This window comes from Nocardia rosealba (assembly GCF_020216065.1).
GTDB classification, from domain to species: Bacteria; Actinomycetota; Actinomycetes; order Mycobacteriales; family Mycobacteriaceae; genus Nocardia; species Nocardia rosealba.
Window position 1 is genome coordinate 81,381 of sequence record NZ_JAIWNA010000010.1, and the last position, 25,239, is coordinate 106,619.

Sequence of the window (25,239 nt, forward strand, 5' to 3'; positions counted from 1 at the left end):
GTGAATGCCGAGGTCGTGAGCTCGGCGGTCGATCGGTCGAGATCGGTTCAGGGTGAGTGTAATCGGTGTGTGCGAGTGGGTGGCGCGGTTAGTTTGCGGTTCTCGATGAGGAACGCAAGGAGACACAGTGTCGCAAGCAGAGACCGAGCCGCGGCCGGGTAGTGCTTTCAGGTGGAACGAGGATTGGGCGGCGACCGTTGTCGGTCTCCTGCTGATCGGTCTCGTACTGGTGGGGGCGATTCCCGATTGGCTGGTGCCGTGATGGCGGAGGTGAAGACCACGTCCGAAACCGCGGCGGTGCAGGGGAATACGCGCGCAACTTCTACCGATATCGCCGCCGGGGTGCTCCTTGTGCTCGTGCTCGGCGCGCTGACGCGATTCTTCGACACGCAGGTGCCGCAGTGGGCAGCCGACACGCCGTTGAAGCGAGTCGCGAAGACCATCGAGTATCCGGTGTACGCGATCGCGATCGGCCTGATCGGGAACGTGGTGCTCGGCAAACTCGGTCTGCGCGACCGGCTTTCGGCCGGGTTCCGGACGGAGTTCTTCATCAAGACCGGCGTGGTGCTACTCGGTGCGTCCGTCAATCTGAATATTCTGGTGACGGCGGCGGCGCCCGCGATCGTGCAGGCGCTGGCCTTGATCACCATCGTTTTCGGATTCACCTGGTGGTTCGGTGGGGTGCTCGGGCTCGACGACAAACTGCGGGCCCTGTTGTCGTCCGCGGTGTCGATCTGCGGAGTGAGCGCGGCTATCGCGGCGGCCGGGGCGGTGCAGGCGCGGCGTGAACAGATCGCGTACGCGGCCTCGCTGGTGATCATCTTCGCGCTGCCGTCGATCTTCCTGCTGCCCTGGCTCGCTGACCTTCTCGGGCTTTCCGATGCGGTCGCGGGTGCGTGGATCGGCGGCAATATCGACACCACGGCGGCGGTGGCCGCCGCCGGTGCGCTCGCGGGTGAGGAATCGTTGCAGATCGCGACGATCGTCAAGACGACACAGAACGCGCTGATCGGACTCGTCGCGATCGCGCTCACCGCCTGGTTCGCGTTCCGGGTGGACCGCACGCCGGGTGCCGCCCGGCCGAGCCTCGGTGAATTCTGGTCCAGGTTCCCGAAATTCGTGCTCGGGTTCGTCGCCGCGTCGATCATCGGCACCCTGTACCTGCAATCGGTCGACAAGAAGACCGGCGCCGCGCACATCGCGATCGTCAACGACCTGCGGACCTGGTTCCTGATCCTGGCCTTCGTGTCCATCGGCCTGGAATTCTCGCTGCGCGGATTGCGCGAGGCCGGGTGGCGGCCGATCGCCGTCTTCGGTTCGGCGGTGCTGGTGAACCTTGCCGCCGGACTCGGCCTTTCGGTGCTGCTGTTCCGTGACTTCGCGGCCTGACGTGGACGAACTCCTGCTCGCGCGGCGGGCACCGGATGGAGCCGCACCCTCCGGCAGCGCCGAGCCCGTCGGCGGCTGAGTGGGGCGCCAGGGTGCTCTGCGCGGTCAGGTCGCGGCGCCGAGCTTCTGGGCGCAGGCGAGCAGTTCTGTGCGGTACAACTCGCGGTCGCCAGGGGAGACCGCCGGATGCAGGGGCCCGATCTGCAGTTCCCAGCGCGGAACCTCGTCACGATCGAACACCGGTGCCGCGAGGTAGGCGATGGGTAACGGTGCCGCCGCGGCGAGGTCGGCGGCGGTGTGGGGGTAGCCGCTGAGGTCGCCGAGCAGGCCGAGGACGCGACGGCGTAGTGGTCCGGAAGTCGGTGAATGTGCCAGGTGGCCTGCTACTTCGGCGAGGACATCGAGGGTGGCGAGGTCGGCGGGGTCGATGCCCCAGACCGCGAGTCCGGCGGAGCGGATCTCGGCGAGCGCGGTGGTCAGTTCATCGCGTCGGCCGGGGTCGGCGGTGGCCAGCCACGCGCGCTGCCGTTCCGGGGCGCAGAACGCGATGACACTCGCGCCTGCGGGAGCGCGCAGCGGCACGCGGGCGCCGACCTCGATCCCGGCGGGTACCCGGCCGTGATGGGCGGCCAGGCCGACGAAAGTCATCGAGGTCGACGAGACCACCGCCAGCGCGGCGCCACACCCGACCCGGCGGGCCAGCTCGCGCAACGCGGCGTCCGCGCCTGCGGGTGCGGCTGCCCGGTGTGCGGTGGGAAACGCGGGCCCGAGCCGGTAGGTCAGGTCGCGAGAACGCAGCGCCCAGCCACGCGATTCCAATGTGGTGAGGATGGCGGCGACCGTCGACCGGCTCAGTGCGAGCCGGTCGGCGACGCTCGCGGCGGTGAGTGGTGCCTCGGCGGCGAGTAGCTCGACGACGGAGACGACCCGATCGGTCGGTGGTGACGCGGTCACGCATTCCCTCTTGTTCTTCCCGACGCGGTCGTCTACCGTCCGCGTGCCGAAAATCCGATTCGATGACACGAATATTCGTGTCCGGAGGAATGTTATGCCGCACTCGTCGCTCCTGGACTCTCTCGACATCACCGACATCGACTTCGCCTTCCAGGACACGCCCGACCTGCACCGTGTGCTGGCCGACCTGCGGGCCCGCCGGCCGTACGCGATCGTCCCCTTCGCGGGGACGCGTGCGGTGCTGCTGCTCACCCATGACCTGGTGTCGGCGGCCTTCAAGGACGAGGAGACCTTCCCGGCGCAGGCGGTGTACTCGCTCACCACCGAACCGGTGCTCGGCCGCACCTTGCAGTGCATGACCGGCGACGAACACCGGGTGAACCGGGCCATCGTCGCCCCACCGTTCCGGCGCAGCCTGGTGAGCGGCTGGATCGAACCGCTCCTCGCGCCGGTCGCCCACGAGGTGATCGGCCGCTTCGCTCATCTCGGCGCTGCCGACCTGGTGACCGAATTCACCACGCGCTACCCGGTTCTCGTGATCAGCAGATTGCTCGGTCTGCCCGTCGGCGACGAGGCGACGGTGTTGCGCTGGGCGCACGACCTGTTCTATTTCCCATTGGATCCCGCTGCCGCACACCGGGCTTCGCGAGAGTTCGCCGACCATGTGCTGCCGATCATCGCGGCCCGGCGCGAGGAGCCCGGTGCGGACCTGATCTCGAAGCTGGTCACCGAGAGCGTCGAGGGAACCACCCTGTCCGACGATCAGATACTCGCCTTCCTACGGCTGCTGTTCCCGGCGGGCGCCGACACCACCATGTTGGCTCTGGGAAATACGTTGTCCGCCTTGCTGACTCATCCGGACCAGCTCGCCCTGGTCACGGCCGATCCGGCGGACCAGGCAGAGTGGGCGATCTGGGAGGGATTGCGCTGGGAACCACCGGTCGGGCTGCTGCCTCGCGCCTGCCGGAGGGACACCCACTGGCAGGGTCTCGACATTCCCGCCCTCACCCCGATGTTGTTCGCCGTCAACGCCGCTCACCGTGACCCGGCGAAATATCCCGCGCCACACGAGTTCGACATCTCCCGCCGCGCCACCACCATGCTCTCGTTCGGACAGGGCCCACACAGTTGTCTCGGCAGCTGGCTGGCGCTGGCCGAACTCCGCACCGCCCTGATCGCTCTGCTCACCCGCCTGCCCGATCTGCGGCTCGCCGATGCGGCGGCGGCCGAGGACGCCACCGTGACCAGCCAGGTGGGCACCGCGCTCCGCGGCCCCGCCGCGCTGCGCGTCCGCTGGAACCGAGCGGCTTCCTGACCTGCGACATCCTGGCGCGTAGGCTGAACCTTGGTTTTGTCCGGACAACAACGGATCGGGGCGAACACATGTCGAACAAGGACGAACACGAAGAGAAGATCGAAAAGGAACAGGTCGAGCGCGAGGAAGAACGCCGCAGGCTGGAAGAAGAAGAGGAACGCCGCCTGCGTTGAATTCAGCCGAACCGTGACCTGAGCCAACCAACTGTGCCGTCGGGCCTGAGGTGAAAGCGGGCTCGAGGATCTTCGGTGGCGCGATCGTCGAGCGGGATCAGACGTCTTCGGGGGTGCGGACCAAGGGAAGGCCGAGGTCGACGTCGGTGGTGGCGGCGTCTCGGGTCGGCCAGCCGGGGTAGGGGGGTGGGGTGCCGCCGAATTCCGGGCACAGGGCGTGGAAGTCGCAGTAGCGGCACATCGAATTGCGTTGGGGTGGGAAGTCGCCCGTGCGGCCCGCGTCGAGGATGGCTTGCCACAGGGCGGTGAGGATGCGGGCGAAGCGGTCGAGTTCTTCGCGGTCGGGGGTGTAGGTGAGCAGTACCTTGTCGGCGAGGTAGATCAGGCGTAGCTGTGCGGGGAGGATGCCGCGGGTGCGCAGGATGACCAGGGCGTAGAACTTGAGCTGGAACAGGGCGCGGGCCTCGTGCTGGGGGCCGGGCGCGCGGCCGGTCTTGTAGTCGACCACGCGCAGCAGACCGTTGGGCGCCACGTCTATGCGGTCGACGAAGCCGCGCAACGGGATCTCACCGTCGAGGTCGACCTCCACCCGCTCCTCCAGGCCGTCCGGATCGAAACGGGTGGGGTCCTCGAGCTCGTAGTACCCGGCGACCAGGCGGCGCACCTCCTCGAACAGCGCCTCCGGACCGCCCGCCGCCACCAGCTCGTCGAGGCCCTCCCGGCCCGCCCGCACCCGCTCCCACGCGCCGGGAACCAGCTCGGCCGCCCGGTCGGGCCCACGCTCGGCCGCGGGTAACCCGAACAGGTCCTCGAGCACCGCGTGCACCACCGTGCCGCGTACGGCCGCGCGGGTGGGTGGTTCCGGCACCCGATCGATCGCCCGCAACCGGTACTTCAACGGGCACTGCTTGAAATCGGCTGCGCGCGAAGGAGACAACGCCGGACGCGACCGGGTGACCGGTTCGGCGGAGGTCTCGTCGGCGATCGACGCGGACAGGGGCACTGACATGTTCGCCACGGTAACGGCACCTACCGACAGGTTCACGATTCGTCCATCGGGGCGGTGTCTGTCAAGATCGCCGAATGCGAACGATCCGGGTGGGGGCGGCCGTGGCCGCGATGATCATGCTCAGTGCTTGTCAGGAACAACTGCCGCCGGTGGCCACGAGCACATCGGCCGGCGCACCGACGACCACCGCGACCAGCCCCGAGCAGGATTTGCGGACCGGCAAACTCGCCGAAGGCTTCCGGATGGCCGATGCGCTGACCCTCGGCTCCGATATCGACCCGACCTTCGTGCGCCGAGGACCGCTCGGCGTCCTCACCGAGCCGATGCTCACGATCATGGCGGGCCACAACAACGCGGTGAGCGCCGCCGCCGCGGCCGAGGGCCTGATCACCGGCTTCGCCGTCCAGCGCTCCAACGGCGGCGAGACGAGCGCCGATACCCAGTGGCTCACCCACGGCATCCTGCGTTTCCCCGACAACGCGTCCGCGACCAGGGCGGCCGACGCCCTGGCCACCGCCGCGACCACACAGAGCGGTCTGCTCGAATCCGGTGACTGGGTGGTCACCGACCTGCCGGAAGCGCCGGACAGCCGGGTCGTCACCATGACGAACCGCGGCAGGCTGGACGGCATGGCCTTCACCCCGCACCGGGAGTACGTGGTGTTCACCCGGATGAGCAACGGTGCGCTCCCCGAGATCGGGAAGATCGTCCGCGCCGCGCTCGAACGTCAACGCCCCGAACTGGATTCCTTCGCGGCCACCCCGGTCGCCGAGCTGGCGAAAGTCCCCTACGACCCCACCGGGATCCACGCACTCGCCGTCGGCAAGGGCGGTGCGAGCCGGGGAGCCTTCGGCAGGCACGCCGCGGCGCATTACGCCGACGACCAGCATGCGGCCCGCGCGCTGTTCGACAAGGTCGGGGTGAGCGCGTTCGGCGTCGAAGGCAGCATCGTCTACCGCGCCGCCGACGCCGCGGGCGCGGCGGCCTTGCTCGCGTCCGACACCGCCGAGTTCGGTTCCGATCGGGAATGGAAGTCGACGGCGGCCCCGACGGCTGTCCCCGGGTCGGTCTGCTGGGCAGAGACCGACGAGAGCAGCTGGGCATGCCTGGTGTCGGTCGGTCGCTACGTCGCGCAGGTCCCCGCCGACACCGAAGCCGAAGCGCACTCCCTGCTGGCCGAACAGCACCGCGTGCTCACTGCCGCGAAATAGCTGACCCGTCGATCGCGCGCATCGCCCCGCCTGGCAGGCTTGAGACTTCCATTCGAAGAACGGGAGATACATGACGGCCAGACGGACCGGTCCATTCGCGATCGGGGACCGGGTGCAGCTGACCGATGCCAAGGGGCGCCTCTACACGGTGGTGCTCGAGGAGGGCAAGGAGTTCCACACCCACCGCGGCGGCATCAAGCACGACGACCTCATCGGCGCCGACGAGGGCTCTGTGGTGAAGTCGATCAACGGCACCCCCTACCTGGCTCTGCGCCCGCTGCTCACCGACTACGTGCTGTCGATGCCGCGCGGCGCCACCGTCATCTACCCCAAGGACGCCGCCCAGATCGTGCACGAGGGCGACGTGTTCCCCGGTGCGCGGGTGCTCGAGGCAGGCGCCGGTTCCGGTGCGCTGACCTGCTCGCTGCTGCGCGCGGTCGGCTCCGAGGGGCAGGTGATCTCCTATGAGATCCGCGACGACCACGCCGAGCACGCCGTGCGCAATGTGGAGACGTTCTTCGGTGAGCGCCCACCGAACTGGTCGCTGACCGTCGCCGACGTGGCGAACTACGACGGCGAGCAGGTCGACCGGGTGGTGCTCGACATGCTCGCGCCCTGGGACGCGCTGCCCGCGGTGTCGAAGGCGCTGGTGCCCGGTGGCGTGCTCATCGTGTACGTCGCCACGGTCACCCAGCTGTCCAAGGTCGTCGAGGCGATGCGTGAGCAGGAGTGCTGGACCGAGCCACGCTCCTGGGAGTCGATGGTTCGCGGGTGGCATGTGGTGGGGCTCGCGGTGCGTCCCGAACACCGGATGCAGGGGCACACCGCGTTCCTGGTGAGCGCGCGTCGCCTCGCCGAAGGCACGGTGACCCCTAAGCCGCAGCGCCGTCCGTCGAAGGGCTGAGTTCGATCACGGTATCCCCCGCCACGGGTGCTCGGCTGGGCGCTTCGGCGGCCGATGATCAGCTGGCACAAGGTCGACACGGCATGGCGGAGCGGCGCGCCGAGCGAGGACGCACCGCCGTTGGTCTCGACGCGCTCGGCGATCTCGCGCTGTCGTGAGCCAGCTCTCTCACCGCCCCGGAGCCGCGGGCCGTTCATGCTCTGGTTAGCAGCCGTGCGCCGCACAGTGCCGTGGCGGCGACCGCGAACCAGGGCAGCCCTTCCGAGGTGAGGCCGCCTCGAGTGGCCTGCAGAATCGCGAGCCCGGCCGCCGCCACAGCGAACAGCACGGCGGCGGAACGGGCGCCGCGCACCGTCGCGACCGAGCCGTCCCACCAGCGCATCGGCGTGTTCTCCAGCCCGCGCAAGGCGAGGAACGCTAGCGCGGTGAGGACCAGCGTCGCGCCGAGCTGCACGGCGGTGAGCAGCCAGAACCCTTGGTGGGTCGGGCCGACCCGATCGCCACCGGCCAGGTGACTCGCGACGAGCACTGTGAGCAATGCGGGCATGTGCCACAGGTAGAGCGTCATCGCGCCGGTGTTGCCGATGACCGTGAGCCACCACACGCGTGGCCGCGCCGCCAGCCGCCGGATCCACGGGGCCACCGCGACCGCCGCGCAGCACAGCGCTACCGCGTGCCCCGCGAGCAGGAGCGACGGCGGCGCGAGATTGGACAACCGCTGTCCGGGAACGGTCACCATGCTCGTCTCGTACGGTCCGACGAGAACCAGCGCCACATCGATGAGCAGCACTACGAAGGCCAGCGCAGCCGCGGTCCGTCGCGGCAGCAGACCGCGCAGGTAGCCGATCCCGAGCACGGCCGGGATCAACCACACCGCCACATTCAGCATGCCCACCTCGGCCGGACCGCCACCGAGCCGCACCGCGTCGACGGTCCCCGCCGCCACTACGATCACCGCGACAGCCGCGAACATCCGGCCCGTGCTGGTGACCCAGGTGGCCAGCAGCGGCGTACAGGCCAGCACCGCCAGATACATGCCGAGAAACCACAGCAGCTGCACACTGGTGATCGCCAGCGGCCGCTGCCAGCCCGGCGCCAGTACCAGCCCGGCCACGAATACCAGCGCCGCCGAGGCGGCCAGGAAGTAGCCGACCGGCCGGACGAGCCGCTGCGTGCGCCGGAAAAGCCAAGCACCCCAGGATGTTCCGGGGGAAATGCCGCGCGCGCCCGCCGCGACGCCCGCGAAGAAGAACAGTGGGAGCACCTGCAGCAGCCAGGTCAGCGGCTGGAGGGCAGGCAGATCGGCGAGCACATTGCCGAAACGGACGTCGTCGCCCGACACCGACACGGTCAGCATCAGGCAGTGACCGACCACCACGACCACCAGCGACGAGATCCGCAGCAGATCGAGGAACCGATCGCGATCGGCGGGCGTATTCGCCGCCACCACAGCCACACTCGGCACAACACTCATGCCGCAACCATCGCAGAAACCGGGCCGCGACCACAGCGCGGAACTACCCACCCCGTGCGTGGAATTACTCGGATACGATCCGCCGAACCGATTTCCGCGCGCCGGAGGCGGATCGCCGCCCGGCGGCACACGAGGGGGAGAACGTATGACCGATCAGTCCGAAAAGCCGATGCGGGACCCGTCGGCGGGAACCTTGTACCCGGGCACGTCGGCCCGGTTCTACCGCGCCGCGTTCAACGTCTTCCCGCCGTACCTGTTCGGCGGCGTGCGCGTGAAAAGCATTGCCCCCGACTGGACCTCGGTGCACGTCACATACACGGTCCGGTGGTGGAACCGCAACAGTCCCAACCGGGCGGCCTTCGGCGGCACGCTGTACTCGATGACCGACCCGTTCTTCGCGATCCTCGCCTACGGCCAGCTCGGGCGCGGGTACCGCATCTGGAACACCACCGGGTCGATCGAGTTCCTCACACCGGGCCGCGGCGCGGTCGCCACCGACATCACCCTGACGACCGAGGAGGTGGTGGCGATCAGGGAGACCACCGCCGACGGGGCGAAGTCGCTCACCCAGCACACCGCGCAGATCTTCGATCGGGACGGGACACTCGTCGCGCGCGCCGGGCAGACGCTCTACGTGCGCCGCTTACGGGACTGACCGGGCCGCTACGGCGCCGATCGGCCCGGGGTGATACATCGGGGTCCCTGGGCCGGAGCGGGACGTCAGGCGGGCGTGCAGGGCGCTTGCGCGAAGCCGAGGAGCAGGCAGCCGCTGGCGTCGGACAGCTTCCAGGTGCCGTCGACGCGCTCCCAGGTCACCGGGAAGGCGGGCGCGGTGCCGTGCGGCGAGGTGATGGTGACGTCGGCGGTGGCCTTGTCCCCGCTGGTCGCGACGTTGTCGACGGCGAAGGTCAGGGTGTAGCCGGCCAGCATGCCGTTCATCTGGTCGATATTGGCCTTGCGCGCCTCACCGTTGACGATCAGCTTCGCCTTCTCGTCGCTGGACAATCCCGGGTCGGCGAACTGGACGAGAGTGGCCTTCAGGGAATCGGCGGACGGTGCCCCCGCGTTGTCTCCGGTGGGCGCCGGAGTTGCCGAAACGCTGGACGGAGCGGCCGAGATGCTGGTACTGCTGCTGGTGGCGTTCGTCGAGGAATCGTCGGAACCGCAAGCGGTGAGGCCGACGGCGAGGGCCGCGGCGGCGGCAGCGACGGTGACACGGATCGTGCGGGTAGGAAGGAGCATGTTCGGCAACAACCTTTCGGCTCGATGGGCGAGTAGCCCGCCCTGTGCCCCGTACGGGCTTAGGGGAGCCTAACAGGATGGATTCGGTGGTTTGATGTCGTACCGACCGTACAAGATGTGATCACGACGAAACCATGTCGGAAAGCGAGAACGGACCGCGCCCGGTAGCGTTGATAGACCGGGACTGGGAGGAGCAGCATCATGAGCCCCAACGAGAATTCGGATTCGGCGGCCTGGCGAGAGCTCGAGGCGGTACGCGCCGAGGCGGCTGCTCTCCGCAGGCAACTCGCCGACTCGCCGGATCGCGCACGCGAATTGGAAGCACGAATCGATTCGCTGACCATCCGCAACGGCAAACTGATGGACACGCTCAAGGAAGCGCGCCAGCAGTTGATCGCCCTGCGTGAGGAAGTCGACCGCCTGGGCCAGCCGCCCAGCGGATACGGCATCGTCATCCACACCTACGACGATCAGACCGTCGACGTGTTCACCTCGGGTCGCAAGATGCGCCTCACCTGCTCACCCAACATCGACGCCGAGACCCTCGAGTACGGCCAGACGGTGCGCCTGAACGAGGCACTCACCGTCGTCGAGGCGGGCAAGTTCGACGCGATCGGCGAAATCGGCACCCTGCGTGAGATTCTCGACGACGGCCGCCGTGCCCTCGTGGTCGGGCACGCCGATGAGGAGCGCGTGGTCTGGCTGTCGGGCCCGCTGTCCAAGATCGCCGAGTACGACGACATGGACGACCCCGATTCCCCCATTCGCAAACTGCGCCCGGGTGATTCGCTGCTCGTGGACACCAAGGCGGGCTTCGCCTTCGAGCGGGTGCCCAAGGCTGAGGTGGAAGACCTTGTGCTGGAAGAGGTTCCCGATGTCGACTACACCGACATCGGTGGTCTCGGCCGTCAGATCGAGCAGATCCGCGACGCGGTGGAACTGCCGTTCCTGCACAAGGATCTGTTCCGCGAGTACGCGCTGCGCCCGCCCAAGGGCGTGCTGCTCTACGGTCCCCCCGGCTGCGGTAAGACGCTGATCGCCAAGGCCGTCGCCAACTCGCTGGCCAAGAAGATCGCCGAAGCCCGAGGTGAGGACGCCAAGGAGGCCAAGTCCTTCTTCCTCAACATCAAGGGCCCCGAGCTGCTCAACAAGTTCGTCGGCGAGACCGAGCGCCACATCCGCATCATCTTCCAGCGGGCGCGCGAGAAGGCCTCCGAGGGCACCCCGGTGATCGTGTTCTTCGACGAGATGGACTCGATCTTCCGGACCCGTGGTTCGGGTGTTTCCTCCGATGTGGAGACCACCGTTGTGCCGCAGCTGCTTTCGGAGATCGACGGTGTGGAGGGCCTCGAGAACGTCATCGTGATCGGTGCGTCCAACCGCGAGGACATGATCGACCCCGCGATCCTGCGGCCCGGCCGCCTGGACGTGAAGATCAAGATCGAGCGGCCCGACGCGGAATCGGCGCAGGACATCTTCTCCAAGTACCTCACCGAGACGCTGCCGCTGCACGAGGACGATCTGCGCGAGTTCGACGGCGACAAGCAGGCCTGCGTCGAGGCGATGATCGAGAAGGTCGTCGACCGGATGTACGCCGAGAGCGACGACAACCGGTTCCTGGAGGTCACCTACGCCAACGGTGACAAGGAGGTCCTGTACTTCAAGGACTTCAACTCCGGCGCGATGATCCAGAACATCGTCGACCGGGCCAAGAAGTACGCGATCAAGTCGGTGCTCGACACCGGCAACCCCGGTCTGCGTATCCAGCACCTGTTCGACTCGATCGTCGACGAGTTCGCCGAGAACGAGGACCTGCCCAACACCACCAACCCCGACGACTGGGCGCGGATCTCGGGCAAGAAGGGCGAGCGGATCGTCTACATCCGCACGCTCGTCACCGGCAAGAACGCCTCGGCCAGCCGGGCGATCGACACCGAGTCCAACACCGGTCAGTACCTGTAACCCTCGCCGACGGAGGCCGTGTTCCCGCTTCGGGAACGCGGCCTCCTCGGTGTTCTGTTCGGGTTTTTTTCACCGAAACGCTGCGCGCGGATAAGTGAATAAGGCACGCTTCACTTGTCTCTCCCAGTGAGGGAGACCAGTTACGAGGGAGTGTTGCCATGACCGGTTCGGCCGCCGATTTCCTGACCGAAGTGATCCTGCAGACGATCGCCAACCTGTTCAGCTCGATCAGCGCGGGCTGATCCAGCCCGGTTGCGCCGAAGGGCCGCGTCTCCGTTTCCGGAGACGCGGCCCTCGTGCGTTGTGGCTCAGTTCGCGGTGGTGGTCACCTGGTCGAGGACGACCTCGGCAAACGGGGTGCCGTCCGAGCCGCCGCCCGCCACGCCGCCGTTCGCGATCGTGGTCAGCGCGTCCATGCCGGAGACCACCCGTCCGAACGGGGTGTAGTTGGGCGGCAGCGTGCTGTCGCGGTAGACCAGGAAGAACTGGCTGCCGTTGGTGCCCGGTCCCGCGTTGGCCATGGCGACGGTGCCTGCCGGGTACACCGCGCCCGCGAGGTTCTCGTCGCCGAACTTGTAACCGGGCCCGCCGAGGCCGGTGGCCGTCGGATCGCCGCACTGCAGGACGAAGATGCCTTCGGTGGTGAGCCGGTGACACCGGGTGTGGTCGAAGTAGCCCTCGCCGGCGAGGAAGGCGAACGAGTTCACCGTGCGCGGCGCCGCGGCGGCATCGAGTTCCAGTTCGACGGTGCCGCAGGTGGTTTCGAGAGTTGCCGTGTAGGCGGCGGCCGGGTCGATGGTGAGCGCGGGCTCGGCAGGCCACTGCTTGCCGTTGGGTTGGCCCGGTGCGGCCGGGCTGCAACCGGGCAGTACCTGTTGCTGCGGCGCGGTCTGTGCGGCGGGCGCGACCACGACGAGCGCGGCCGCGGCAACGCCGACGCCGAGCATCGCGCGCCGGAGGGTGCCGATGAATCGAACCTGCGAATGACTGCTCACCTGGGCGGTGTCTCCTCGAAATGGGGTGCTGCCGGACGATGTACCGCGCATCCTGCCAGCCGCGCCCGCCGGGGGCCAGGCTTTGGGGCAGGAATCAGTGCGGAGCCAGCTGGACGACCACACCACCCTGCTGCCACGTCTGATAGATGTCGGCTTTGGACGGCTCGCCGTCGGCGGTGTAGCCGATCCCGTTGAACTTGGCGTTCTGCTTGTTGTCCCTGGCGATCACGGTGTACAGGTCGAGCACGGCGGCTTCGTCGGAATGCACGGTGGCGGTGAAGGTCTCGGGTGCCCCGCCGCGGGTGAGCCGCACCTCGGCGCCGCCGCGCAGGTTCTTCACCCAGGGGCGAAGCGCGGTACCGATGAGCAGGGTGCCCTCGTGCACTGTGTAGGCCACGGGAATGTCGTAGACCTTGCCGGACTTGCGCCCGGTGACGTGCAGTGTCGCCAGCCGCTTACCGACGATGCGCGACAGCACCGGCACCTTCAGCAGCCCGCGTACGAAGGTGTTGACCCGGTCCTGATATGGACGCAGTGGCTCGGGACCGGTGGTTGTCGTTGTTCCGTAAGGGTTTTCGGAGGCGCTCATGGCTCCCAGTATCGCGGCATGTGCCGGTCAGCGCGCCCGCAAGCGCCACAGCGTGGTCGTCTCGGCGGTGCGGGCGGCGGCCAGCGGGTCGTCTCGATCGCTCGCACGTGGGTGGCGTGGGCGGGTGGTGAGCTTGCCCATCACGTGCAGGCCCGCGTCGTCGAGCAGGCGGGCGATCTCCTCGGGCGGGCGCAGCCCCAGCAGTTCGGCCAGGTCCGACAGCACCAGCCAGCCCTCGCCGTGCGGGGTGAGGTGGGCGCGCAGTCCGTGCGCGAATTCCCGCAGCATCGACTGATCCTGGTCGTAGACACCACGTTCCAGGTCGGAGGTGGGGTCTCCGGGCAGCCAGGGCGGATTGCATACCACCAGGTCGGCGCGCCCGGGCGGATACAGGGCGGGGCCGGTGACGGCGATCCGATCCGACCAGCCGAGGCGCTTGGCATTGTCGGCCGCGCACCGCAGCGCGCGGGGATTGATGTCGGTGGCGACGATCTCGGAGACACCGCGCTGGGCCAGCAGGACCGCGAGCACGCCGGTGCCGGTGCCGAGATCGAAGGCGGTGCGGACTTCGGGGTCGAGGGGAGCGTCGGCGACCAGGTCGACGTATTCGCTGCGGGTCGGCGCGAAAACCCCGTACCCCGGGTGGATGCGGGCACCTAGTGCGGGCACCTCGATGCCCTGCTCGTGCCAGCGCTGGGCGCCGAGAACGCCGAGCAGTTCGGCGAAGGTGACGACCCGGGCGCCGTCGGCGCGGCCGTAGGCCGCGGTGCACGCGGCCCGAACGTCGGGCGCGCGGCGCAGATCCAGTTCGTTGCCCGCCTCGAGGCAGATCAGCACGTTGCCGAGAATGCTTGCGCGCGTGCGTTTGCGAGCCCGCTCGCGGTGATAGAGGGCACCGAGATCGGTCGGCGCGTGCTTCGCGGGGCGGCGGTCGGCGCGGCGACCGAGCGCCTGCAGCAGCTGGCGTCCGTTGTGGTAGTCGCCGCGCCACAGCAGCGACTCACCCGCGCGGATCCGGCGGAAGGCGTGATCGGCCGAGAGGGTGTCGTCGGCGACGGTGACGGTGTTCGGGGCGGGCGTGCCGTTCTCCGAATGCCAGTCGGCGTGGAATCGGTCGTTGTCTTCGGTCCAGGTGATGGTGGACACGGGGATCTCCCGGTGGTCGATGTGCTGTGAGACGCGACGAGCACTTCGACGGGAGACGACAGGGGACAACCGCGGTCGCTACCGCGTCGAAATGCGCGGGTCGGCGTCGCCGAGGGCCATGCCGAGCGTCACCACTGCTGCCTTTCGAGGGGAGGAACGCTCTATTCTGCCGTACAGGCCGGGCGGGCCGTCCACCGGCCGTGATTAGGCTGCGGTCATGACATCTGGACAGACCGAGATCTGGCACAACCCGCGGTGCACCAAGAGCCGGAACGCCACCGCCCACCTCGACGCGAACGGTGTGGAGTACACCGTGCGGCGCTACCTCGACGACCCGCCGACCGTCGAGGAGCTGCGCGCGGTGCTCGCCCGCCTCGGCAAGGAGCCGTGGGACATCACCCGCACCGGCGAGCAGATCGCCAAGGACCTCGACATGGCGAACTGGGGCCGCACCGCCGACGATCGGGATCGCTGGCTGAGCGCGCTGGCCGAGCACCCGAAGCTCATCCAGCGTCCGATCGTGCTCACCGCCGACGGCGGCGCCGTCGTGGCCCGCGACGAGGAATCCCTGCGCGCGCTCGACTGACCATTCGCGATTGCCCGGCGATAACTATTCGGGCACGGCCGTAACGTGGCGGCCGGATCCGATGATGTAGCTCACATCAGCGCGACACCGTGTCCGCTGCACATCTATTCGGACCGAGCGTGGCCAAGCCTGCGGATCACCGAGCAGCCCGACCACGCGCGTGGAGGTTGACATGAAATCGCTTCGCAAGATCGTTGTCGCGACCACCGCTGCCGGGCTCATCGGTGCGTCGACCATGCTCGCCGCGCCGGCGCAGGCCCAGCCGCCGGGCCACTGTTCGGTGAACCCGATCGCGGGCACCGGCGCCTTCTCCCAGTGCGGTGATCCGGTGTGGCATCAGGTACGCGTCACCTGCTGGGCCTGGTGGAACTGGTTCAGCAGCTACGAGCGTTACGGGCAGCCCGCGTTCGGTGGCTGGCATTCCGAAACCGCCTGTGATCTGCCGTTCAGCATGCAGACCTGGTCGGTGGTCGTCTACTGATACTCAGTCTCGGGGGCCTTCGTCCCCGGTGAGCAGGTCGTCGAGGACGGCTCGCGTATCGGGGACGAAGGGCCACGTCGGGTTGCTCAGCGCGGCCCGCAGTTCGGCCTCGGTCCACCACCAGCCGTCCGCGATCTCGGACGGCTGGTGGTGGACCGGACCGTCGTGGCGGTACTCGAAACCGAACAGATGACAACGCAGGTGCCTGCCCGCCCACACACCGTCCCAGGATGCCGTGGCGCGCAGCGGTAGGCGCGTGCCCGGCGTGACGGTGATGCCGAGTTCCTCGCGCAATTCGCGGACCGCCGTGTCGGCCGGGTCCTCACCCGCGTCGACCACGCCGCCCGCCAGACAGTCGTGCATCCCCGCGAAGACGAGTTTGCTGTCGGTGCGCCGATGCACATAGACGCGCGTCCCGTCCAGGGATCGGACGAGGACGCCCGCACTGGCGTGCCAGAGCCCGTCGCGATAGACGACGCCCCGCTCGGCCGTGCCGGTCACGCGGCCCTCGGCGTCGTACACGGCGAGTAGTTCGGACTCCGGATGCGGCGACACGGCCCGAGACTAACCGGCCGTTCTGCGTCGCGGTGCCGCGACAGGCGCCGCGGCCTCGGGCAGGAAGGCGCGGCGGATGAGATATTGCTGGCCGAGGGTCCACAGCGCGTTCGTCGCGAAGTACACCAGGACCACGATCGGCAGGATCGCCCCGCTTACCAGCGCGCCCGCCGGGAACACCCACAGCGACAACGTCCGCATCACCGCGGCCGTCGGGTTGTCGGCCGCCAGGGGCGTGAGGCGAGCGGTGCAGTGCGTGGCGAGCGCGGCGATCACCACCAGCGCCACCACGAACACAGCCGCCGACGCGCCGGCCCCGAACAGCGTCGCCGACAACGGCGCGCCGAACAGGCGGGCATCGAGAAAGGCCCGGACCTCGTCGGCACCGAAGAAGTAGTTCGCGGTGGCCGCGTTGACCTCCGGAGACAACGGTGTGCTCGTCGCGGTGAACGGGCCGACGGCGAACGCCCCGGTCCGGTCGAACGAGCGCAACACATGGAACAGGCCGAGGAAGACGAAGGCCTGCGCGATCATCGGCCCGAAACCCGCGAACAGGCGCACGCCGTGCTCGCGGTGCAGCCGGCGGATCTCGGTCGTCTGGGCGAGCGGATCGTCCTTGTGGGTGCGGCGGATGCGGTCGATGCGAGGTTGCAGCGTGCGCAGAACCGCTTGTGACCTGGCTTGGCGCAGCGCTGTCCTGACAAGCAGCGCGCGCACGGTGACAACGAGTGCAACGACGGCGATCAGCCAGGTGAAGCCGGTGGCCGGGCCGAAGGCGAGGGCGAGGAGTTGGTGCCAGCACCACAGAAGTGCGGACACGGGGAAGTACACGAAATCGAGCATGGCGGAACGACCTGTCCGAAGGGCGTGCGCGACGGCACGGCAGGGGAGTGGGATCACGGAATCCGACAGGCGCGCGGCCCGTCAGCGGTGATCGATTCCCGGTGCTCGAGGACGTGGGCGGCCTGCGCCGTCCGGATTGCTCTGTGGCAGGAACGCGCCACGCAGCCTGCGCTGCGCCGAACGGGGCGGACCGGCACACGCGACTCGGACGGGCATGTGCCTGCCACTGGTGACGGCGACCAGCGCGCACACCATGGCGGCCGCGACCGCACCGAAGGCGAGCATGCGCGCGGTCTCGCCGCCGGGAGTTGTCATGAGCACGAAGGCGGGCAGCACGCACGCGAGAACCGCGTACGCCAGAATCATCGCCCGTGCCTGCACGCCGCCGAGCATACCGGCGCCCCCGCACCGTGCCGAGGGATCGAGGCCCGTGCTCCGAGCGGCACGGGATCGCGCTACGCTGGCGAGGAACCGGACCGTGGTCACCGGTTGCTGGAACGCGATGTCACGGTCAGTTTTGTGCCGCGTATCGTTGGCACTGTGATCGCATCATCCGCGCAGGCCGAGCAGACCGCAGGCGACGGGCGCGCCACCCGCTGGCAGGGCCACAAGGCCCGGCGCCGCACGGAGATGATCGATGCCGCCATCGAGGTCATCGAGGAACACGGCAACGAGATCTCGGTGCAGCTGATCGCCGAACATCTCGGACTGCCGAGACCGGTGGTCTACCGCCACGTCGGTGGACGCTCCGAACTCGACGCCCTGGCCCGCAGGCGCATCCTCGATCTGCTGCTCGCCGAACTGCTGCCGACCCTGCGTCCCGACGGCACCCTCAAAGAGGTGGTGCGCGCGGTGATCCGCACCTACCTCGGCTGGATAGAACGCCATCCGAACCTGCATCGTTTCCTCAGCGACGCCGCACCGCAGGTGGAGGGTGCTCCCACGCTGTCGCCCGCGGGCCGGGAGATGGGTGGTCAGCTGGCCGACATGTTCTCCGCGACCCTGGCCCGCTTCGGCATCGATCCGGCACGCGCCCGGCCGATGGCGCTGGCCGTGGTCGGTCTGGTCGACGCGGTGATCGCCGGCTGGCGGGCCGAACCGGAACCGGTGCTCGGCGCCGAACAGATCCAGGGCATCCTCACCGAATCGGTGCTGTCGCTGCTGGAGGGAAACGCGCGCAGCCTCGGTGTTCCGCTGCAACGGGATTCGCTCGTCGCCGACCTGCTCGTCGCCCCCGAGGCGGCCCCGCCGCCCGAGGACCGGCTGCGCTGAGCGTCAACCGCGGGCCAGTGCGGTGTAGGTGCGCTGCCACAGCCACTCCACCGGCCCGCGCTCGAACCGCCGCAACCACAGGTGGGCGAAGCAGGCGATGAGTGCGACCACCAGCAGGTAGATCCCGATCGTGAACGGCACACGCGCACCGTCGGACACCCGGGCCGCAAGCCCGAAACCCCATCCGTAACACAGGATTCCGGCGATCAGGTTCTGCAGGATGTAGCAGCTCAGCGCGGTCCGGCCGACTTCGCTCAGGCGTGCCCCGGTGAAACCCACGCGCGGATCGCGCAGGTAGTAGGCGGCGACGGCGGCGAGGATGCCGAGCGCCACGAACGGCGCGGTGCCGTACCGGGTGAACAGGACCAGGTCACCACCGCCGAACACGCCGACCGCGAAGTCCACGGGCGCGGCGACGCCGAAACCGATCACCATGAGCCACCGACGAATTCGCGCACCCTCGGCCCGGAACACGCCCGCCCGGTACAGGTGGGCGCCGAGCAGGAACAGCGCGATCGACATCGGGAAGACGAAGATCGTCTCGATGCGGAACGTGAGAACGTGGTCCAGCCGGAATGCGACCAGCTCCCAGAACGACCCGTCGGCATAGGGATTCGGGTCGAGCCTCGAAGGCGTGGCGCGGGTGTCGTCCGGTTCGAAGGCCAGCGCCGCCGCGAGCAGCGCCAGCATGCTTACGTGCACGGCGCTCGCCACGATCACCCAACGGCGTTGCGCGCGTTCGCTTGTCGCCAGCAGGTAGGCCACGACGAGGCCGGTGACCGCGTACCCCATCAGCACGTCGAACTCCGCGACGAGCAGGAAGTTCAGCAAACCGTCCAGGAACAGCAACGCCGCCCGGATCGGATACTTCCCCGGCCAGCTCCGGCCGGCCCGCCGGGCGGAATCCTGCTGGATCGCCAACCCGATCCCGAACATCACCGTGAGCAGGCCGAGGAATTTGCCCTGCGCGAGCTGCTGCAGCACCCGCTCGGTCCACATCCACCCGCCTTCGGCGGCCGCACCGAGCCCGTCGAGATATCCGACGAGGCCCTCGGGATCGGTGAAGATCCAGACATTGGTGCCGAGCGTGCCGAGAATGGCTATGCCGCGCAAGACGTCCAGCGCGGGCAACCGTCGTGGCCCGGCCGTCGCCACGGTCTCGGTGCCGGTCTGCGTCACGATCTCGCTCATGATCCGAGTATCGCGAGCACCGGTGCCGACCGGATCGCCCACGAGGACCATCGAAGGTCCCCCGTCCGGGGGACCCGGCCCTGATCGGCGTGCCGCGCCGGTACCCGAGGGGACCCCGTGGAGCCGAGATGACGGTGTGGGCGTGGCGCGTCGCCTAGGCTCGTCAGCATGCAGCGCATCATCGGAATCGAGGTCGAGTACGGCATCTCGACCCCCACGGAGCCGACGGCCAACCCGATCCTCACCTCCACCCAGGCCGTTCTCGCCTACGCGGCCGCCGAAGGGGTGCCGCGCGCCAAGCGCACCCGCTGGGACTACGAGGTGGAATCCCCGCTGCGTGACGCACGCGGTTTCGACCTCAGCCGGATGAGCGGGCCCGCCCCGGTCATCGACGCCGACGAGGTCGGCGCGGCCAACATGATCCTCACCAACGGGGCCCGGCTCTACGTCGACCACGCCCATCCGGAGTACTCAGCGCCCGAGGTCGTCGACCCGCTCGACGCCGTCATCTGGGACAAAGCGGGCGAACGGGTGATGGAGGCCGCCGCGCGCCACGCCTCGAGCGTGCCGGGTGCACCGCGCCTGCAGCTGTACAAGAACAACGTCGACGGCAAGGGCGCCTCCTACGGCACCCACGAGAACTACCTGATGAACCGCGATACGCCGTTCAGCCACATCATCGCCGGTCTCACCCCGTTCTTCGTCTCCCGCCAGGTGATCTGCGGGTCCGGCCGGGTCGGCATCGGCCAGTCCGGTGACCACGCGGGCTTCCAGCTGTCCCAGCGCGCCGACTACATCGAGGTCGAGGTCGGTCTCGAGACCACGCTCAAGCGTGGCATCATCAACACCCGCGACGAACCGCACGCCGACGCGGACAAGTACCGGCGCCTGCACGTGATCATCGGTGACGCCAACCTGGCCGAGATGTCGACCTACCTCAAGGTCGGCACCACCGCGCTGGTGCTCGACCTGATCGAGGCGGGCGAGGACCTCTCGGAGTTCCAGCTGGCCCGTCCCGTCACCGCCGTGCACCAGATCAGCCACGATCCCACCCTGCGCGCCACCGTGGCCCTCGCCGACGGCCGCGAACTGACCGGCCTTGCGCTGCAACGTCTCTACCACGAGCGGGTGGCCAAGTTCATCGACCGCGAAGGCAACGACGACCCGCGCGTGCGCGACATCGTCGAGAACTGGGCCATGGTGCTCGATCTGCTCGAGCGCGACCCGATGGAATGCGCCAATCTGCTCGACTGGCCGGCCAAACTGCGTCTGCTCGAAGGCATGCGCAGCCGTGAGGGCCTGGGCTGGGCCGCCCCGAAACTGCACCTGATGGACCTGCAGTACTCCGATGTGCGCCTGGACAAGGGCCTCTACAACCGCCTGGTGGCGCGCGGGTCGATGAAGCGCCTGGTCAACGAGCAGGATGTGCTCGACGCGATGACCAACCCGCCGACCAACACCCGCGCCTACTTCCGCGGCGAGTGCCTGCGCCGGTTCGGTGCCGATATCGCCGCCGCCAGTTGGGATTCGGTGATCTTCGATCTCGGCGGCGATTCGCTGGTCCGCATCCCGACGCTGGAGCCGCGGCGCGGTACGAAAGCCCACGTAGGCAAGCTGCTCGAGGCGGCGGAATCGGCGGCCGATCTCGTCGAACAGCTCACCCACTGAGGCGAACAGCAGCACGACCGGGCGACAATACGATCGCTAATCGACCATGTTGTCGGATCTGCTCGGTAGGGTTGAAGAACGAGCACGATCATTGAGTGGAAGAGGAGGTCGGCTGCCATGGCACAAGAGCAGACCAAGCGCGCCGGGGGTGGCGACGAGGACGAGGGCCCCGAGGGCGACGGTGCGGCAGGACAGGAGCGGCGCGAGAAGCTCGCGGAGGAAACCGACGACCTGCTCGACGAGATCGATGATGTGCTCGAGGAGAACGCCGAGGACTTCGTGCGGGCATATGTGCAGAAGGGCGGCCAGTGACCCAAGGTGACCCGTTGCGTCTGCACGCAGGTCGGACGCTGTCCTCGTTCACCGAACATCTCCGCATGCACGCGCCGGACCTGTTGCCCGCCAACAGGTTCGGCGGCAGCGAGCTCGTCGGCGCGGATTTCGCGCCGCACGGCACGACCATCGTCGCGGTCAGTTACCGCGGCGGTGTGCTGATCGCGGGCGATCGCCGGGCCACCCAGGGCAACCTGGTGGCCTCGCGCGACATGGAGAAGGTGTACATCACCGACACCTTCTCCGCCGCGGGCATCGCGGGCACGGCCGGGTTGGCCGTGGAGATGGTGCGGTTGTTCGCGGTAGAACTCGAGCACTACGAGAAAATCGAAGGGGTCTCGCTCACCTTCGACGGTAAAGCCAACAAGTTGTCGAAGATGGTGCGCGAGAACCTGCCCGCGGCCATGCAGGGCCTGGCGGTGATCCCGCTGCTGGTCGGCTACGACGACCAGGTGACCGACCCCGACAAGGCCGGGCGGATCGTGTCCTACGACGTGGTCGGTTCGCGCAGCGAGGAACGGTTCGGCTACACCGCCGTCGGTTCGGGCTCGAACTTCGCCAAGTCCTCGCTCAAGAAGCTCTACCGGCGCGGACTGGACGCGGACCAGGCATTGCGGATCGCGGTGGAGTCGCTGGTCGATGCCGCCGACGACGACAGTGCCACCGGCGGGCCCGACGCGTTGCGCGGGATCTACCCGACGGTGGTGACCATCGACGCCGAGGGCGCGGCCGATGTCACCGAGGAACGGCTCGGTGAGGTCGCCGCGGCGATCGCCGCCGACCGGGAGGCCGCAGTGAACGGGGGTGCCAGCGCATGACGCTGCCTTACTACGCGTCCGCCGAGCAGATCATGCGGGACAAGACCGAGCTGGCCCGCAAGGGCATCGGTCGTGGTCGCAGCGTGGTCGTGCTGGTGTACGACAAGGGTGTGCTGTTCGTCGCCGAGAACCCCTCGGCGACCCTGCACAAGATCAGCGAGCTCTACGACCGCATCGGTTTCGCCGCGGTCGGCAAGTACAACGAGTTCGAGGCGTTGCGCCGGGGCGGCATTCTGCAGGCCGACCTCAAGGGTTACCAGTACGACCGGCGCGACGTGAGCGGGCGTTCGCTGGCCAACCTGTACGCCCAGAGCCTGGGGTCGATCTTCACCGATCAGCTCAAGCCGTACGAGGTGGAGCTGTGCGTGGCCGAGGTCGGCTACCCGGAGCAGGTGCCGACGTCGGTGCTCTACCGGATCACCTTCGATGGTTCCATCGTCGACGAACGCGAGTTCGTCGTCATGGGTGGCACCACCGAGCCGATCGTGACCGCGCTCAAGGCAGCCTACAAGCCGGGTCTCACCCTCGACGAGGCTCTGAAGGTGGCGATCGGCGCGCTGCAGGCCGGTCAACCCGAGGCCGACAAGGACAAGCGTGTGCTCAGTGTGTCCTCCCTCGAGGTGGCCACGCTCGAGCAGGCACGTCCGCGCCGGGCGTTCCGGCGCCTGCAGGGCGCCCCGCTCGAGCAGGCATTGGCCGGGACGACCGGCAAGAAGGTGACCGAGGCGAAGCTGCCCGAACCCGAGGACGGTTCGGACGGCTGACGCCGACGTGAAGATCGTGATCGGGCCCGTGAACCACCTCGGTTCACGGGCCCGACCTCGTCGTGGGCACACGGTCGTTCACTGTCCGAATCGTTGTGAACACGTATGCGAATGGGATCTCAGAGCGCCGCGCGGGTACTGGTCATGGCTGTAGTGTCGATAGTGTGCAGCGACGAATCATGGGGATCGAGACCGAGTTCGGTGTGACATGCACCTTCCACGGTCACCGTCGGCTGTCCCCCGACGAGGTGGCCCGGTACCTGTTCCGCCGGGTGGTGTCCTGGGGCCGTAGCTCTAATGTCTTCCTTCGCAACGGTGCCAGGTTGTACCTCGACGTCGGATCGCATCCCGAGTACGCCACGGCCGAATGCGACAGCTTGGTGCAGCTGGTCACCCACGACCGGGCCGGTGAGCGGGTGCTCGAAGAGCTGCTCATCGACGCCGAGCAGCGGTTGGCCGAAGAAGGCATCGGCGGCGACATCTACCTGTTCAAGAACAACACCGACTCCGCGGGCAACTCCTACGGCTGCCACGAGAACTTCCTCGTGGTACGTGCCGGCGAGTTCTCCCGGATCTCGGATGTGCTGTTGCCGTTCCTGGTGACGCGTCAGCTCATCTGCGGCGCAGGCAAGGTGCTGCAGACGCCGAAGGCGGCCACCTTCTGCCTGTCGCAGCGCGCCGAGCACATCTGGGAGGGTGTGTCCTCGGCGACCACCCGGTCGCGCCCGATCATCAACACCCGCGACGAACCGCACGCCGACGCCGAGAAGTACCGGCGCCTGCACGTGATCGTCGGCGACTCGAACATGGCCGAACCGACGACGATGCTCAAGGTGGGCACCGCCTCGCTGGTGCTGGAGATGATCGAGGCCGGGGTGTCGTTCCGCGACTTCGCCCTCGACAACCCGATCCGCGCCATCCGCGAGGTGAGCCACGACCTCACCGGTCGTCGGCCGGTCCGGCTGGCCGGTGGACGGCAGGCCAGTGCGCTCGAGATCCAGCGTGAGTACTACGCGCGTGCCGTGGACCACCTGCGCAATCGGGACCGCGATCCGCAGATCGACGCGGTCGTCGACCTGTGGGGCCGCACGCTCGACGCGGTCGAGGCGCAGGACTTCGCCAAGGTCGACACCGAGATCGACTGGGTGATCAAGCGCAAGCTGTTCCAGCGCTACCAGGACCGATACAGCATGGAGCTGTCCGATCCGAAGATCGCCCAGTTGGACCTCGCCTACCACGACATCAAGCGTGGACGTGGGGTGTTCGATCTGCTGCAGCGTAAGGGGCTGGCGAAGCGGATCACGGAGGACGAGGCGGTGGATGCCGCGGTCGAGACGCCACCGCAGACCACCCGGGCCAAGTTGCGGGGTGACTTCATCACCGCGGCTCAGGAGGCCGGCCGTGATTTCACGGTCGACTGGGTGCATCTCAAGCTCAACGATCAGGCGCAGCGGACAGTTTTGTGCAAGGACCCGTTCCGGTCGGTCGACGAGCGAGTCGATCGGCTGATCGCCTCGATGTAGGCGAACCCCCACAGACGGGGGGACCGACAAAACCGGTGGCGCATGGGAGCGAATGCGTAGGCGCCACCGGTTTTGTGCTGTTCGGAGAAGCCGAGGTCGCCTGCGCCGCTCCGCCGCTGTCGGGCAGTGCCGTAGATCAGTCGGCGACAACCGCCGCATAGGTGGTCTGTAGCCCCGCGATGAACGCTGTGAGAGCCAATTCGAAGCTGTCGTCGTCGATTTCGTCGGCGATCGCGCGGAGCAGGTGGGCCTGGTTCAGGTGGGGGTAGCGGTCGCGGTAGACCTGGACGTCGTCGGCGAAACCGCCGGCGAACGAACCGACCGTCGAGCCCATCACCAGGTAGCGGGTGGCGGCACCGATCATGGTGGCGTAGCGGGGCGGCCAGCCTGCCCCGACGAGGCCGCCGTGGACGGCGTCGGCGGCGCGCAGGTTCTCGGTGCGGCGACCGGGGCCCGCGGCGAGGTAGGGCACGAAGTTGGGGTGGGTGGCCAGGGCGGCTCGGTAGCTGCGGGCCCAGGATGCCAGCGCCTCGTCCCAGGTCGCGGTGTCGAAGGCTGAGGTGTCGACCCGGCTCATGACGCGGGCGGCGATGTCGTCGAGTAGCTCGTCCTTGTTGGGGTAGTGGCCGTAGAGCGAGGCGGCCTGCACGCCGAGTTCGGCGGCCAGCTTGCGCATGGAGACCTCGGCCAAGCCGTCGCGGTCGATCAGGGCCAGCGCGGCCTCGCGGATGCGATCGCGGCTCAACAGCGGTACGCGTGGCCTGGCCAATGCGCCTTCCTCTCCTGCGGGAACTCTCGGGACACGAACCGTATCACCGGGGCGGAGAACACCTCTTGATTAA

At 68.3% G+C, this 25,239-nt stretch carries 27 protein-coding genes; 15 read left to right on the forward strand and 12 right to left on the reverse strand.

Features of this window, described 5'->3' with window-relative positions:
• The first annotated feature begins 127 nt into the window (after positions 1 to 127).
• Positions 128 to 262 (forward strand): hypothetical protein, encoded by a 135-nt coding sequence (locus LDL21_RS29920; RefSeq protein ID WP_255675624.1) that lies wholly within the window; start codon positions 128 to 130, stop codon positions 260 to 262.
• Positions 262 to 1,389, forward strand: coding sequence for a YeiH family protein (locus LDL21_RS27555; RefSeq protein ID WP_225282368.1), 1,128 nt, complete (start codon positions 262 to 264; stop codon positions 1,387 to 1,389). Before LDL21_RS29920 ends, LDL21_RS27555 begins: the two co-directional genes overlap by 1 nt.
• Before the next feature lie 105 nt (positions 1,390 to 1,494).
• Here LDL21_RS27555 and LDL21_RS27560 read toward each other — a convergent pair whose 3' ends face one another.
• On the reverse strand, positions 1,495 to 2,343 hold the full coding sequence (locus LDL21_RS27560; protein WP_225282369.1) for a helix-turn-helix domain-containing protein: 849 nt from the start codon (positions 2,341 to 2,343) through the stop codon (positions 1,495 to 1,497).
• Between the two features lie 94 nt (positions 2,344 to 2,437).
• On the opposite strand from LDL21_RS27560, the gene LDL21_RS27565 reads away from it, so the two are divergent.
• The gene (locus tag LDL21_RS27565; protein WP_225282370.1) at positions 2,438 to 3,658 is read left to right on the forward strand and encodes a cytochrome P450; all 1,221 of its coding nucleotides are present in this window, start codon (positions 2,438 to 2,440) and stop codon (positions 3,656 to 3,658) included.
• Between the two features lie 270 nt (positions 3,659 to 3,928).
• Here the strand turns inward: LDL21_RS27565 and LDL21_RS27570 are convergent, their stop codons facing one another.
• Positions 3,929 to 4,840 carry a RecB family exonuclease gene (locus tag LDL21_RS27570; protein ID WP_225282371.1) on the reverse strand — a complete coding sequence of 304 codons (912 nt, stop codon included), beginning with the start codon at positions 4,838 to 4,840 and terminating at the stop codon, positions 3,929 to 3,931.
• 74 nt (positions 4,841 to 4,914) lie between these two features.
• On the opposite strand from LDL21_RS27570, the gene LDL21_RS27575 reads away from it, so the two are divergent.
• Both LDL21_RS27575 and LDL21_RS27580 read left to right on the forward strand, forming a co-directional pair.
• On the forward strand, positions 4,915 to 6,051 hold the full coding sequence (locus tag LDL21_RS27575; protein WP_225282372.1) for a DUF7373 family lipoprotein: 1,137 nt from the start codon (positions 4,915 to 4,917) through the stop codon (positions 6,049 to 6,051).
• 70 nt (positions 6,052 to 6,121) lie between these two features.
• The gene (locus LDL21_RS27580; RefSeq protein WP_067635738.1) at positions 6,122 to 6,955 is read left to right on the forward strand and encodes a tRNA (adenine-N1)-methyltransferase; all 834 of its coding nucleotides are present in this window, start codon (positions 6,122 to 6,124) and stop codon (positions 6,953 to 6,955) included.
• Between the two features lie 193 nt (positions 6,956 to 7,148).
• Here the strand turns inward: LDL21_RS27580 and LDL21_RS27585 are convergent, their stop codons facing one another.
• Positions 7,149 to 8,429 carry an acyltransferase family protein gene (locus LDL21_RS27585; RefSeq protein ID WP_225282373.1) on the reverse strand — a complete coding sequence of 427 codons (1,281 nt, stop codon included), beginning with the start codon at positions 8,427 to 8,429 and terminating at the stop codon, positions 7,149 to 7,151.
• A gap of 145 nt (positions 8,430 to 8,574) precedes the next feature.
• Here LDL21_RS27585 and LDL21_RS27590 point away from each other — a divergent pair, with 145 nt between their 5' ends.
• Positions 8,575 to 9,084 carry a DUF4442 domain-containing protein gene (locus tag LDL21_RS27590; protein ID WP_181696436.1) on the forward strand — a complete coding sequence of 170 codons (510 nt, stop codon included), beginning with the start codon at positions 8,575 to 8,577 and terminating at the stop codon, positions 9,082 to 9,084.
• Between the two features lie 65 nt (positions 9,085 to 9,149).
• Here the strand turns inward: LDL21_RS27590 and LDL21_RS27595 are convergent, their stop codons facing one another.
• Positions 9,150 to 9,671, reverse strand: a complete 522-nt coding sequence (locus tag LDL21_RS27595; protein WP_067492079.1) for a WKL family lipoprotein — start codon at positions 9,669 to 9,671, stop codon at positions 9,150 to 9,152.
• A gap of 201 nt (positions 9,672 to 9,872) precedes the next feature.
• Here LDL21_RS27595 and arc point away from each other — a divergent pair, with 201 nt between their 5' ends.
• Positions 9,873 to 11,633, forward strand: a complete 1,761-nt coding sequence (gene arc / locus LDL21_RS27600) for a proteasome ATPase (protein WP_181696435.1) — start codon at positions 9,873 to 9,875, stop codon at positions 11,631 to 11,633.
• 308 nt (positions 11,634 to 11,941) lie between these two features.
• Here the strand turns inward: arc and LDL21_RS27605 are convergent, their stop codons facing one another.
• The 3 genes from LDL21_RS27605 to LDL21_RS27615 all read right to left on the reverse strand — a co-directional run bounded on the left by LDL21_RS27605 (position 11,942) and on the right by LDL21_RS27615 (position 14,363).
• Entirely contained in the window at positions 11,942 to 12,628 is a 687-nt protein-coding gene (locus tag LDL21_RS27605; protein ID WP_225282374.1) for a peptidylprolyl isomerase, read from the reverse strand.
• A 94-nt stretch (positions 12,629 to 12,722) separates the two neighbouring features.
• The gene (locus LDL21_RS27610) at positions 12,723 to 13,217 is read right to left on the reverse strand and encodes a nitroreductase/quinone reductase family protein (protein WP_225282375.1); all 495 of its coding nucleotides are present in this window, start codon (positions 13,215 to 13,217) and stop codon (positions 12,723 to 12,725) included.
• Positions 13,218 to 13,244: 27 nt separating this feature from the next.
• A complete protein-coding gene (locus tag LDL21_RS27615) occupies positions 13,245 to 14,363 on the reverse strand; it encodes a 50S ribosomal protein L11 methyltransferase (RefSeq protein ID WP_225282376.1) in 1,119 nt (372 codons plus the stop codon).
• A 217-nt stretch (positions 14,364 to 14,580) separates the two neighbouring features.
• On the opposite strand from LDL21_RS27615, the gene LDL21_RS27620 reads away from it, so the two are divergent.
• Entirely contained in the window at positions 14,581 to 14,949 is a 369-nt protein-coding gene (locus tag LDL21_RS27620) for an arsenate reductase family protein (RefSeq protein WP_225282377.1), read from the forward strand.
• 172 nt (positions 14,950 to 15,121) lie between these two features.
• On the forward strand, positions 15,122 to 15,430 hold the full coding sequence (locus LDL21_RS27625) for a hypothetical protein (RefSeq protein ID WP_181696431.1): 309 nt from the start codon (positions 15,122 to 15,124) through the stop codon (positions 15,428 to 15,430).
• 3 nt (positions 15,431 to 15,433) lie between these two features.
• On the opposite strand, the gene LDL21_RS27630 is transcribed toward LDL21_RS27625, so the two are convergent.
• The 3 genes from LDL21_RS27630 to LDL21_RS27640 all read right to left on the reverse strand — a co-directional run bounded on the left by LDL21_RS27630 (position 15,434) and on the right by LDL21_RS27640 (position 17,209).
• Complete coding sequence (locus tag LDL21_RS27630; RefSeq protein ID WP_225282378.1) at positions 15,434 to 15,985, reverse strand: NUDIX hydrolase; 552 nt, start codon at positions 15,983 to 15,985, stop codon at positions 15,434 to 15,436.
• Between the two features lie 9 nt (positions 15,986 to 15,994).
• The gene (gene yidC, locus LDL21_RS27635) at positions 15,995 to 16,828 is read right to left on the reverse strand and encodes a membrane protein insertase YidC (RefSeq protein WP_225282379.1); all 834 of its coding nucleotides are present in this window, start codon (positions 16,826 to 16,828) and stop codon (positions 15,995 to 15,997) included.
• A gap of 81 nt (positions 16,829 to 16,909) precedes the next feature.
• Entirely contained in the window at positions 16,910 to 17,209 is a 300-nt protein-coding gene (locus tag LDL21_RS27640; protein ID WP_225282380.1) for a DUF6412 domain-containing protein, read from the reverse strand.
• Between the two features lie 159 nt (positions 17,210 to 17,368).
• On the opposite strand from LDL21_RS27640, the gene LDL21_RS27645 reads away from it, so the two are divergent.
• The gene (locus LDL21_RS27645; RefSeq protein WP_225282381.1) at positions 17,369 to 18,100 is read left to right on the forward strand and encodes a TetR/AcrR family transcriptional regulator; all 732 of its coding nucleotides are present in this window, start codon (positions 17,369 to 17,371) and stop codon (positions 18,098 to 18,100) included.
• A 3-nt stretch (positions 18,101 to 18,103) separates the two neighbouring features.
• Here LDL21_RS27645 and LDL21_RS27650 read toward each other — a convergent pair whose 3' ends face one another.
• The gene (locus tag LDL21_RS27650) at positions 18,104 to 19,291 is read right to left on the reverse strand and encodes a DUF418 domain-containing protein (protein WP_225282382.1); all 1,188 of its coding nucleotides are present in this window, start codon (positions 19,289 to 19,291) and stop codon (positions 18,104 to 18,106) included.
• 168 nt (positions 19,292 to 19,459) lie between these two features.
• On the opposite strand from LDL21_RS27650, the gene dop reads away from it, so the two are divergent.
• From dop to pafA, 5 genes are all read left to right on the forward strand, one after another.
• Positions 19,460 to 20,959: a depupylase/deamidase Dop gene (dop, locus tag LDL21_RS27655; RefSeq protein WP_181696427.1), complete on the forward strand. Its 1,500-nt coding sequence runs from the start codon at positions 19,460 to 19,462 to the stop codon at positions 20,957 to 20,959.
• Between the two features lie 117 nt (positions 20,960 to 21,076).
• Entirely contained in the window at positions 21,077 to 21,271 is a 195-nt protein-coding gene (locus LDL21_RS27660; protein WP_067492090.1) for a ubiquitin-like protein Pup, read from the forward strand.
• Positions 21,268 to 22,110: a proteasome subunit beta gene (gene prcB, locus LDL21_RS27665; RefSeq protein WP_372462232.1), complete on the forward strand. Its 843-nt coding sequence runs from the start codon at positions 21,268 to 21,270 to the stop codon at positions 22,108 to 22,110. The genes LDL21_RS27660 and prcB overlap by 4 nt, the downstream gene beginning before the upstream one ends.
• Positions 22,107 to 22,874: a proteasome subunit alpha gene (gene prcA, locus LDL21_RS27670; protein WP_225282383.1), complete on the forward strand. Its 768-nt coding sequence runs from the start codon at positions 22,107 to 22,109 to the stop codon at positions 22,872 to 22,874. The genes prcB and prcA overlap by 4 nt, the downstream gene beginning before the upstream one ends.
• A gap of 164 nt (positions 22,875 to 23,038) precedes the next feature.
• Positions 23,039 to 24,397, forward strand: coding sequence for a Pup--protein ligase (pafA, locus tag LDL21_RS27675; RefSeq protein ID WP_181696425.1), 1,359 nt, complete (start codon positions 23,039 to 23,041; stop codon positions 24,395 to 24,397).
• Positions 24,398 to 24,533: 136 nt separating this feature from the next.
• Here pafA and LDL21_RS27680 read toward each other — a convergent pair whose 3' ends face one another.
• A complete protein-coding gene (locus LDL21_RS27680) occupies positions 24,534 to 25,166 on the reverse strand; it encodes a TetR/AcrR family transcriptional regulator (protein ID WP_181696424.1) in 633 nt (210 codons plus the stop codon).
• Positions 25,167 to 25,239: the final 73 nt, after the last annotated feature.

Excerpts from the sequence above, each read along its gene's own strand:
- LDL21_RS27555 (WP_225282368.1), top strand. The coding sequence starts at position 262 with ATGGCGGAGGTGAAGACCACGTCCGAAACCGCGGCGGTGCAGGGGAAT.
- LDL21_RS27565 (WP_225282370.1), top strand. The coding sequence starts at position 2,438 with ATGCCGCACTCGTCGCTCCTGGACTCTCTCGACATCACCGACATCGAC.
- LDL21_RS27570 (WP_225282371.1), bottom strand. The coding sequence starts at position 4,840 with ATGTCAGTGCCCCTGTCCGCGTCGATCGCCGACGAGACCTCCGCCGAA.
- LDL21_RS27575 (WP_225282372.1), top strand. The coding sequence starts at position 4,915 with ATGCGAACGATCCGGGTGGGGGCGGCCGTGGCCGCGATGATCATGCTC.
- LDL21_RS27580 (WP_067635738.1), top strand. The coding sequence starts at position 6,122 with ATGACGGCCAGACGGACCGGTCCATTCGCGATCGGGGACCGGGTGCAG.
- LDL21_RS27585 (WP_225282373.1), bottom strand. The coding sequence starts at position 8,429 with ATGAGTGTTGTGCCGAGTGTGGCTGTGGTGGCGGCGAATACGCCCGCC.
- LDL21_RS27590 (WP_181696436.1), top strand. The coding sequence starts at position 8,575 with ATGACCGATCAGTCCGAAAAGCCGATGCGGGACCCGTCGGCGGGAACC.
- LDL21_RS27595 (WP_067492079.1), bottom strand. The coding sequence starts at position 9,671 with ATGCTCCTTCCTACCCGCACGATCCGTGTCACCGTCGCTGCCGCCGCC.
- arc (WP_181696435.1), top strand. The coding sequence starts at position 9,873 with ATGAGCCCCAACGAGAATTCGGATTCGGCGGCCTGGCGAGAGCTCGAG.
- LDL21_RS27610 (WP_225282375.1), bottom strand. The coding sequence starts at position 13,217 with ATGAGCGCCTCCGAAAACCCTTACGGAACAACGACAACCACCGGTCCC.
- LDL21_RS27620 (WP_225282377.1), top strand. The coding sequence starts at position 14,581 with ATGACATCTGGACAGACCGAGATCTGGCACAACCCGCGGTGCACCAAG.
- LDL21_RS27625 (WP_181696431.1), top strand. The coding sequence starts at position 15,122 with ATGAAATCGCTTCGCAAGATCGTTGTCGCGACCACCGCTGCCGGGCTC.
- yidC (WP_225282379.1), bottom strand. The coding sequence starts at position 16,828 with ATGCTCGATTTCGTGTACTTCCCCGTGTCCGCACTTCTGTGGTGCTGG.
- LDL21_RS27650 (WP_225282382.1), bottom strand. The coding sequence starts at position 19,291 with ATGAGCGAGATCGTGACGCAGACCGGCACCGAGACCGTGGCGACGGCC.
- dop (WP_181696427.1), top strand. The coding sequence starts at position 19,460 with ATGCAGCGCATCATCGGAATCGAGGTCGAGTACGGCATCTCGACCCCC.
- LDL21_RS27660 (WP_067492090.1), top strand. The coding sequence starts at position 21,077 with ATGGCACAAGAGCAGACCAAGCGCGCCGGGGGTGGCGACGAGGACGAG.
- prcA (WP_225282383.1), top strand. The coding sequence starts at position 22,107 with ATGACGCTGCCTTACTACGCGTCCGCCGAGCAGATCATGCGGGACAAG.